Here is a 10114-nt window from a genome sequence, read left to right as displayed (position 1 = left end):
CAAACAAAAATAGTATTTTTGATTCTTCAGTTCTAAACCCTTTGGAAATTAGTCCAGTTTAAAGGGGGTCAATACAGATAGCAAAAACACCAAACACTAAACACTAAACACTAAACACTAAACACCCCTGTGACTGCATACTAATTTTCTCGCTACCTTTCTAAACTCCCTTTTTATTTTCAAAAGATTTATCCTAATTTTATTGAAAATTTCATTGAATGGCGTACTCGTTTGATTCATATAGGGTTGATATTCTTCAGAGGCCTTTTGTTCGTTCCGATGGCTTTACCACTAAGCAAACCGCAAAAATTGAACTGTTCAATAGTAAGGGTGTTTTAATAACAACATTAAGCCTGGGCATCCCTGAAATGGCCGATGTTTATGAGCGTATCGGGAAAATGGAACCCGTTAACCTCGATTACTGTTACATTCAGGGATTCTCCACAATTGCCTGCAAGCGATACCTCCAAATTGACAAAGCGCAACCTTTGCCTGTTGCTCAGTTTACAGCCTGCAACAGTTTTTTCGATTCGCCAGTAAGTATCGATTTGTCATTATCCATTAGCGAAAAAGAGTTCGTTATTGATGAATCGTACGTGGTTACCGAACTTTTTGATTTTCACCTTTCGAATCTTTTAGGCTCTTTCCGTTTAACCAATTGTTATATAAAAGCGGCCAGGAGCAATTTTACCCAGGTCAGGTTTGAAGGGGAGCAGGTATCGTTTAAAAATACAATATTCGATGTGGGTGTTAAGGATTTTCAGGACACCTCATTTGGTAGTGGCGAGGCCATTCTCACTAATGTTGATTTTGGCGATGGCGATGTATCGTTCATTAATGCTGAGTTCAATAATTCCGATGTCGATTTTAGGGTGTGCCGGTTCGGCGCGGGTAAGGTCGATTTTCATTATGCCCGATTTGGCGGAGGTGGTGTATCGTTTGAACGTGTTGACTTTGGTAGTGGGCGAGTCGATTTTCGTGCTGCCGAATTCCGTGCTGGTCGAACCTCGTTTAACCGTGCCTCCTTCCATGAGGGGGAGTTGAACTTTGAGGGTGCCGAAACGCCAAAGGGTAAGCTTACTTTCAAACGCGCAGCATTTGGAAACGTTATCCTTATTTTCGATTTATACCAGGGGGTAAAATCCGAAATCGTTTTTGAGCGCTCGTTATTTAGCCAAAACATTAGCTTTTCCGAGGCGCAGATTGGTAAGCTAATTTTCTCCGATTGTCAGTTCAATTCTACGGTTAACCTACATGTAAAGCAGAGCGACGAAATTAGTTTAGCCGGCTGCACCATTCGCGATATAGTTGAATTTTATACCCATGGCGATCCACCCAGAATCAGTAGCTTAAACCTGGCAGGTGTTCGATTGCTGGGGCAAATCTATATCGATTGGGACGCCAATGGCGTTCGTAGCTTGATTTACTCTCAGGGTTGTACTACAGTTGCCGAGAAGGCTGAACAGTTCCGAATTCTCAAGGAAAACTTTAATGCCCTTGGAAAGTACGACGAGGAGGATGCTGCCTATGTTGAGTTTAAACGATGCCATATGAGAGCTTTGCTCTTGAGTTCAAATATGCAAGGCAAGCTGAGGCATTTTATCAATAGGATTATTTACTGGGCAAAGAAACTGCTTTTCGATTACATGGGTCTTTTTGCCACCTCGCCCCAGCGCGTAATTTTCAGCATTTTGGTGGTTTATGTCATATATAGTCTGCTCTATATTGCTATAATGGGTTTGGGTTGGGGGCATATTATTGCAACATCGGCCAGTGGCGATCAGTTGGGGATAGTTGCCCGTGGTTTTTACTTTAGCGTGGTTACCTTTTTCACCATTGGCTATGGCGATTTTGCACCATCAGGAATAGCAAGGTTTGTTGCCGGCACCGAGGGTTTTATGGGGGTGTTTCTGATGGCTTACTTTACTGTGGCCTTTGTAAGGAAAATACTCCGCTAACGCTTTAGTGTATGGTGTACAGTGTTCAGTTTACAGTGGTGGGTGATAGTTGATGGTTGATGTTTTTAGTATTTAGTGTTTTGTGTTTAGTGTTTGGTGTTTGGAAATTGAACACTGATTCCGCAGATTTGATGGATTTTCACTGTGTAGCACTGTGTTAAACTCCGTGTAACACTGTGAAACTAATTGGGTTCTTGGTTGTTGGTTGTGGTTGACGGTTGTAAGTAAAAGAGTGTCTATTACGAAACATTCCGAGTATTCCGACTCATTCCGAGTATTCCGACTCATTCCGACTTATTCTCACTTAAAGCCAAGCTTTTAACTTTTCACGTTTATCCTTTATCCTTTATCCTTTATCCTTAAACCCTTACTCCTCCCTCAGCAGATTTGGGCGTAACCGTTTGGTTCGCTCATAGGCCTGTTCCATTTGCCACTTCTCAATCTCCTTAAAATTACCAGATAGTAAAATTTCGGGTACCTTCCAGCCATTAAATTCAGCGGGCCTAGTGTAAACTGGCGGAGCAAGTAGTCCGTCCTGAAACGAGTCGGTTAGTGCCGATGTTTCATCGGAGAGCACGCCAGGTACAAGGCGAACAACGCTATCAACAATAATGGCAGCTGCCAGTTCTCCCCCCGAAAGCACATAGTCGCCAATGGATATTTCACGGGTAATAAGGTGTTCGCGAACACGGTGATCAACCCCCTTGTAATGGCCGCATAGTATAAGAATGTTTTCCTTGGTACTCAGGGTGTTTGCCAGTTTTTGGGTGTAAAGTTCGCCGTCGGGAGAGGTGTAAATTATCTCGTCGTAATTCCTCTCGCTTTTAAGTTTTTCAATGGCTTTGTAAATGGGTTCAATCTTAAGTACCATCCCGGCATCGGGACCAAAGGCGTAGTCGTCTACCGTGCGATGCTTATCGGTGGTATAGTCGCGCAAATGGTGTAGGTTTATACTCACCAAACCTTTCTTTTGCGCTCGTTTTATGATGGAGTGGTTAAGCGGGCTTTCAATCAGTTCAGGGAGAACGGTGATAATATCAATTCTCATACTCATTGCTTTATTCTGCAAAAGTACTAAAAAGTTAGCGATTGGGGTTCAATGTCGTTTAGATAGCAGAACAGACATTACTTTTGTCATCCTGAGCGCAGCGAGGGATCTTTTGAATAGTGTGCAGTGTACAGTGTGCAGTTTACAGGGAAGATGGAGAGTAGTGATTGGTTTTTAGTGTTTCGTGAAATGCTTTTTTCACTATCAACTATCAACCATCAACTGTCAACTCTTTGTCATCCTGAGCGGCCTGTCCCGCCTTAGCGGGGAGCGAAGGGGCTCTATTCATCTTTCGTTGTTATGTTTCAGCGGAGTCTATCCCTATTTATATCGGGACTCAATATGACAAACAACCTTAACTAAACGACGTTGTATTGGGATTGTTTGCTCTGAATTCTGCATGCATTGTTTACTTTAAAATATCAACCCACAAGTAAATCGCATGTTAATACAATGCGCATGTTATTTAAAAATATTCATGATTTCCCGAGGCGTTTTAGTGTCATGTTGACATAGTAATTTTATATTTATATGACATAATGGCTTGTTTTTCTGTATGGCACACTATTAGCTAGCTGTTAAATGTGAATGTGAATATCAACTTTAAAAATGATAATACTATGACACTTTTAAGTTTCTACAACCCGCTTGCCTCAAGGAGGACAGGGGTGGATATTGAGAGGATGTTCGATAGCTTTGTTAAATCGGCCGGCGAAATGGCTAATGCCAGGCTCAGCTATCCAGCCGTAAATATCTATGAGGAGCCAGAGCGCTTCCGTTTGGAGGTTGCTGCTCCCGGATACCAAAAGGACGATTTTAAGGTAAGTATCGATAACGATATGCTTAAGATTAGCGCCGAGAAGGAAAATAATCCTGTTGAAGGTGAGACTTATACCCGCTGCGAGTTCCTGACAGGCTCATTTGAGCGAACCTTTGTTGTTGGAAAGGCTATTGATACCAATAAGATTGATGCCCGTTACGAGAATGGCATCCTCACGGTTTTCCTTTCCAAGCGCGATGAGGCTAAGCCGCAAAAACCCAGAAGCATTAAAATTGACTAAGTATTTATATTGCAAATATTATCCAGCCCGAATCCTTTTAAATTCGGGCTTTTTTGTTTTACCAGTCAATTATTCTTTATTCTTTTACGTTAATTTGTTTGCGTTACGCCCGATTATATGTAATTTCGTAGGCAAAATTTTTTAAATACTGCTGATTTATAACCGGTTAAGTTTTGAGCTATGAATACTAATGAGCTGAACGATCCTAAGGATCAAAACCTCGAGAACATCGAGGGTACGATTGTATCTTCCAATGCCGGCAACCAGGATGTTGCTGATAGCGTGAACGATTTGGTCGATGTTAATGCTGACAAACCTTTGTCAATTTCCGATGAGGCTTACGATGAGGAGCCCAACGATGAGGAACTGAAACCCCTTGAAATGGACGACGAACATGTCGATTTTGATGAGGAGGATGAGGAAGAGACCGAAATTGACGAGGAAGACGATGAGCCCCATGTGGACTACTCAAACCTTTCAAAGGATGAGCTGGTTCAAACCCTGAAGGATTTAATCAATAACCGACCCGTTCAAAAAATCCGTCAGAAAGTTGAGGGTTTAAAGAGCATATTCTACCGCAAGCATAAGGCTGAGGTTGAAAAGCTAAGAAAAGAATTTGTTGACGCCGGAGGCGACCTTGAGCAGTTCTCGTTGCCCGAGGATAATGCTGAAATGCAGTTCAAGGAACTGCTAAAGCAGTATCGTGCCAAACGCGCTCAGTATAACAATCAGCTCGAGGAGCAAAAACAACATAACCTGGAGCAAAAACAGCAAATTATAGAGAAAATAAAGGATCTGGTTAACAGCACCGAGCCTGTTGGTAAAATCTATCAGGAGTTTAGGGATTTACAAAAGCAGTTTCTTGAAGTTGGCCCTGTTCCCCAGGCAAGTTTGAACGATTTGTGGAACAACTACCACCATCACGTTCAGGCCTTCTACGACTTTGTGAAGATTAGCAAGGAACTCCGTGACCTCGATTTCAAGAAAAATCTTGAAGCCAAAATCAAACTCTGTGAGCAAGCAGAGGAGTTACTTCTTGAGCCCTCGGTTGTTGTTGCATTTAAGAAATTGCAGAAACTCCACGAGCAGTGGCGCGAGGTTGGGCCAGTTCCACGCGAAAATCAGAATGAGATCTGGGAACGTTTCAAGGAGGCTACAACTAAAATAAACAAAAAGCATCAGGAGCATTTCGAAAGCATAAAGGAGCAGCAAAGAAAGAATCTTGAAGCCAAAGCTGAGCTATGCGAAAAGGCAGAGGAACTTGCCGCTCAAAATCCAAAGTCGGTAAAGGAGTGGAATAAATTATCAAAGGAACTAATTGAGCTGCAAAAACTATGGAAAACAATAGGATTTGCAACCAAAAAGGAAAACAATAAGGTTTTTGAGCGTTTCCGTAGCGCCTGCGACATTTTCTTCAACAAGAAACGTGACTTTTTCAAGGACATTAGAGATGTTCAGGTGAACAACCTACAGCTTAAAACCGAACTCTGCCTGCAGGCCGAGGCATTAAAGGAAAGCACTGACTGGAAAAAAACTACGGAAGATTTAATCAACCTTCAAAAACGCTGGAAGCAAATAGGTCCTGTTCCTCGTAAAAACTCCGATGAAATTTGGAAGCGTTTCCGCGCTGCCTGCGATTACTTTTTTGAGCAAAAGTCGAAGCATTTTGCATCGGTAGATAACTCTTATGAGGAAAATCTCAAGGCCAAGGAAGCATTGATTGCCGAGGTAGAAGCCTTTGAGTTTGGCGAGGATATGGAACAAAACCTTAACGCCCTCAAGGAATTCCAAAGACGCTGGACCGAAATAGGGTTTGTTCCTATCAAGGTAAAAGATGATGTCCAAAAGCGTTTCAGGGCTGCCATCAAAAAGCATTTCGATAAGTTAAATGCCCAGGAGGGCAAGAATAAGGTGGTGCGTTTTCAGGCTAAGCTTGAGGAAGCTAAGGCTAACCCTCGTGCCATGTCCAAACTCCGCCAGGATAGGGAACGCATGTTTAACCGCATGCGTCAGTTAGAAAACGACCTCACCGTTTGGGAGAACAACATCGGTTTCTTTGCTAAAACCAAAAATGCTGAGGCGATGATTGAGGAGGTTAAACGTAAAATTGAGCGGGCAAAAGAGGAAATTGCTGAACTGAGCGAAAAAATTAAGCTTATTGATAAGTTAGAACAGTAATACTTAAGGTCATGCCACAGTCCTCATCTACCAAATACATTTTTGTTACCGGAGGAGTTGCTTCCTCGTTGGGTAAAGGGATAATCTCCGCTTCGTTAGGTAAACTTTTACAGAGTAGGGGATACACTGTAACCATCCAGAAGTTGGACCCATACATAAATGTTGACCCAGGAACACTCAACCCATACGAGCATGGCGAGTGCTACGTTACTGAGGATGGAGCCGAAACTGACCTTGACCTCGGGCACTACGAGCGCTTTATCAGCTTGCCAACATCGCAACTTAACAATGTTACCACCGGTAAAATATACCAAACGGTAATCAGCAAGGAGAGGCGTGGCGATTACCTCGGCAAAACCGTTCAGGTTATCCCTCATATCACCGATGAAATAAAGCGCCGGATTAAGCTGCTTGGAACAAAAAATAAGCTTGATGTGGTTATTACCGAGATTGGCGGAACGGTTGGCGACATTGAGTCGCTGCCATACATTGAGGCTGTACGTCAGCTTAAATGGGAGTTAGGCCCAAATAATTCAGCTTTTATTCACCTCACTCTTGTTCCTTTCCTTTCCGCATCGGGTGAACTAAAAACTAAACCCACACAGCACTCCGTAAAGGAGTTGCTCGAGAACGGTATCCAGCCCGATGTGTTGGTGCTCCGCACTGAGAAGCATTTGAGCGACGATATCCGCCGAAAGGTAGCCCTTTTCTGTAACGTTGAACCCGAGGCGGTAGTGGAATCAATTGATGTTAAAACCATTTACGAGGTTCCACTATTGATGCTCAAGGAGAAGCTGGATTTAACCATACTCCGTAAGCTTAACCTCCCTGCATCGGAGCCTAAGCTCGACGACTGGATTAGCTTTGTTAACCGGGTTAAGAATCCCAGCCATCGCGTTAAAATTGGATTGGTTGGAAAGTACGTTCAGCTACCTGATGCTTATAAGTCAATCATTGAATCGTTCATTCATGCCGGGGCCGCCAACGACTGCAAGGTTGAGCTGGAGCTCATTCAATCCGAGGATATTGACGCTAGTAACCTTAGCGAGAAACTTGGTCATTTAAAGGGCATTCTGGTAGCACCAGGGTTTGGCCATAGAGGTATTGAGGGGAAAATTCTTGCGGTTAAGTATGCTCGTGAGAACAAAGTTCCCTTCCTGGGAATATGCTTGGGTATGCAGTGTGCAGTTATTGAGTTTGCAAGGAATGTCCTTGGGTTAACCGATGCCAATTCAACTGAAATGGTTCGAACTACGCCTTACCCGGTTATCGATCTAATGGAAGACCAAAAAGGGATAACCGACATGGGAGGAACCATGCGTTTAGGTGCATACCCATGTGTAGTGGCCAAGGGTTCAAATGCCCATAAGGCATACAAGAAACTTGAGATTAGCGAGCGCCATAGGCATAGGTATGAGTTCAATAATAGGTACTTTGAGCAGTTCCAGAATGCCGGAATGATACCAGTGGGCATTAACCCCGATACCAACCTTGTTGAAATTATGGAATTGTCCGATCATCCTTGGTTTGTTGGGGTTCAGTTTCACCCTGAATATAGCAGCACAGTCCTTAGACCTCACCCCTTATTTGTTGATTTTGTGAAAGCTGCAATAAATTTTAACAAATAAAGTAAAGTGTAAATGCTACCTTTGCACTCACTCCAATTTGTTGAATTTTAATTTTAAACTGAATAATATTTTTGAGATGGATAGGAATACGGTTATTGGTTTAGTGTTGATTTTTCTTATAATGATTGGCTTTGGTTACCTCACACAACCATCAAAGGAGGAGCGTGAGGCATACCAACGGAAAGCCGATTCAATTGCACGTGTTCAGGAAGAGGAGCACCAAAAACGACTTGCCGAAGAGCAGGCTAAAGCCTTACTTTCCGATAGTGCCAGGAAACAGGAGGCCATTGCTCAGTTCGGATTATTTTCCGATGCGGCAAGCGGCAGCAACAAGTTTATCACCCTTGAGAACGATCTGATGAGGGTTACCCTTACAGCTAAAGGGGGCCGTATTTACTCGGTAGAGCTCAAGAAATATAAAACATATTCGGGTGAACCGCTCGTGCTCTTTACTGGCGATGAAAATACATTTGGCCTTCAGTTCTGGGGCGATAATGTTGCCGTTAAAACAAACGATCTATTCTTTACCCCTCAAACAACCGATAGTATTATTACGGCTACCACCGACTCGGTTTCAGTAACCATGAGGCTAGCTGCAGGTGGTAATGCCTATATCGATTACATTTATACAATCAAGCCTGGTAGTTATATGCTCGGCTTCGATATCAAGTTTACTGGCCTGGAAAAGAATATTGGGAACCGTTTGGGTTACATCGATCTTATTTGGGATTCAAAGTTACTACGTCTTGAAAAGGGTTTGGAGAATGAGCGTAACTACACAACAATTGCCTATCAATTTTTTACAGGTGATTATGAGGAGTTCAGCTCTGGGAGCAAAGAGGATTCAAAGGAGCTGAATAACAAGATTAAATGGGTCGATTTTAAGCATCAGTTCTTTTCATCCATCATTGTAGCCAACGACCATTTTGTTAATGCCGATTTAAAGGCCGTTAATATTGACGATGGAAAGCATGTTAAGCAGTTTAGCGCCCGCTTGGCTTTGCCTTTCCAAAATAAGGAATCAGAAAGTATCGGTCTGAAATTCTTCTTTGGGCCCAATCACTATAAAACTTTAAAGTCATACAATTCGGGTTTTGAAAAGGTTGTTCCATTAGGCCGAAATATTATTCGCTGGATAAACAAGTATGTTGTTATCAATGTATTCGATTTTCTCAATCGTTACATTTCCAACTATGGTCTCATTATTCTACTGTTAACCATATTTATCAAGATTATTATTTCGCCCTTAACCTACAAGTCCTACCTGAGTTCTGCTAAAATGAGGGTGCTTAAACCCCAGGTTGATGAGATTAATGCAAAGTATCCCAAGCAGGAAGATGCACTTAAGAAACAGCAGGCTGTAATGGCGCTTTACAAAAAGGTGGGGGTTAACCCCATGGGTGGGTGTATTCCTATTCTAATCCAATTCCCCATCCTCATTGCCATGTTCCGTTTCTTCCCCGCCTCATTTGAACTCAGGCAGCAAAGCTTCCTTTGGGCCGACGACCTCTCATCATACGATTCTATTCTTCACTTACCTTTCAGTATTCCATGGTATGGCGATCATGTCAGCTTATTCACACTGTTGATGGCCGTTTCGCTTTTCATCACCTCAAAGATGAATACCGACCAAATGGGCGATACCAATGCCCAAATGCCCGGCATGAAGTTTATGATGACCTGGATGATGCCTATTATGCTCTTGTTGTGGTTCAACAACTACTCGGCAGGGTTAAGTTACTACTACTTGCTATCAAACGTAATAACCATAGGGCAAACCTATCTCTTCCGCCGCTTTGTCGATGACAAGGCTATACTTGCCAAACTTCACGAGAATGCCAAGAAACCCGTTACAAAATCAAAATGGCAACAAAAACTCGAGGATATGGCAAAGCAGCAGGAACAGCTCAGAAAAAAGAAAGGTAAATAGATGAATTAAATAAAGCCAGTCATTTCGACTGGCTTTATTGTTGTCCGTGAATTTATGCTGTAACAGATGACACTTATTTGGCAGAATTATAATGTGTTACACTTCTTAAGTTCTATTCAACCCTTTGAAAATAATTGAGTTGATAGTTGATAGTTGATGGTTGTTGTTTTTTAGTTTTTAGTGTTTGGTGTTTAGTGTTTAGTGTTTAGTGTTTAGTGTTTGGAAATTGAACACCTGTATTGACCCCCTTTAAACTGGACTAATTTCCAAAGGGTTTAGAACTGAAGAATCAAAAATACTATTTTTGTTTG

6 protein-coding genes are annotated in these 10114 nt (G+C 42.4%); 5 read left to right on the top strand and 1 reads right to left on the bottom strand.

Annotated features, from left to right (window positions below):
* Positions 1 to 218: 218 nt before the first annotated feature.
* Positions 219 to 1958, top strand: a complete 1740-nt coding sequence (locus WHS63_RS12810; protein ID WP_445205449.1) for a potassium channel family protein — start codon at positions 219 to 221, stop codon at positions 1956 to 1958.
* 367 nt (positions 1959 to 2325) lie between these two features.
* On the opposite strand, the gene trmD is transcribed toward WHS63_RS12810, so the two are convergent.
* Positions 2326 to 3006, bottom strand: a complete 681-nt coding sequence (gene trmD, locus WHS63_RS12805) for a tRNA (guanosine(37)-N1)-methyltransferase TrmD (protein WP_445205448.1) — start codon at positions 3004 to 3006, stop codon at positions 2326 to 2328.
* A gap of 620 nt (positions 3007 to 3626) precedes the next feature.
* On the opposite strand from trmD, the gene WHS63_RS12800 reads away from it, so the two are divergent.
* From WHS63_RS12800 to yidC, 4 genes are all read left to right on the top strand, one after another.
* Positions 3627 to 4067 (top strand): Hsp20/alpha crystallin family protein, encoded by a 441-nt coding sequence (locus WHS63_RS12800; RefSeq protein WP_445205447.1) that lies wholly within the window; start codon positions 3627 to 3629, stop codon positions 4065 to 4067.
* A gap of 180 nt (positions 4068 to 4247) precedes the next feature.
* Positions 4248 to 6245 (top strand): DUF349 domain-containing protein, encoded by a 1998-nt coding sequence (locus tag WHS63_RS12795; protein ID WP_445205446.1) that lies wholly within the window; start codon positions 4248 to 4250, stop codon positions 6243 to 6245.
* Between the two features lie 11 nt (positions 6246 to 6256).
* Positions 6257 to 7873 (top strand): CTP synthase, encoded by a 1617-nt coding sequence (locus WHS63_RS12790; RefSeq protein ID WP_445205445.1) that lies wholly within the window; start codon positions 6257 to 6259, stop codon positions 7871 to 7873.
* A gap of 76 nt (positions 7874 to 7949) precedes the next feature.
* Positions 7950 to 9803: a membrane protein insertase YidC gene (yidC, locus tag WHS63_RS12785; RefSeq protein ID WP_445205444.1), complete on the top strand. Its 1854-nt coding sequence runs from the start codon at positions 7950 to 7952 to the stop codon at positions 9801 to 9803.
* Positions 9804 to 10114: the final 311 nt, after the last annotated feature.

Source organism: Tenuifilum sp. (assembly GCF_037481895.1).
Lineage (GTDB): Bacteria > Bacteroidota > Bacteroidia > Bacteroidales > Tenuifilaceae > Tenuifilum > Tenuifilum osseticum.
This window is presented reverse-complemented; position numbering and strand designations above follow the sequence as displayed.

Coding starts and splice junctions, on each gene's coding strand:
- yidC (WP_445205444.1), top strand. CDS start 7,950: ATGGATAGGAATACGGTTATTGGTTTAGTGTTGATTTTTCTTATAATG.
- WHS63_RS12810 (WP_445205449.1), top strand. CDS start 219: ATGGCGTACTCGTTTGATTCATATAGGGTTGATATTCTTCAGAGGCCT.
- WHS63_RS12790 (WP_445205445.1), top strand. CDS start 6,257: ATGCCACAGTCCTCATCTACCAAATACATTTTTGTTACCGGAGGAGTT.
- WHS63_RS12800 (WP_445205447.1), top strand. CDS start 3,627: ATGACACTTTTAAGTTTCTACAACCCGCTTGCCTCAAGGAGGACAGGG.
- trmD (WP_445205448.1), bottom strand. CDS start 3,006: ATGAGAATTGATATTATCACCGTTCTCCCTGAACTGATTGAAAGCCCG.
- WHS63_RS12795 (WP_445205446.1), top strand. CDS start 4,248: ATGAATACTAATGAGCTGAACGATCCTAAGGATCAAAACCTCGAGAAC.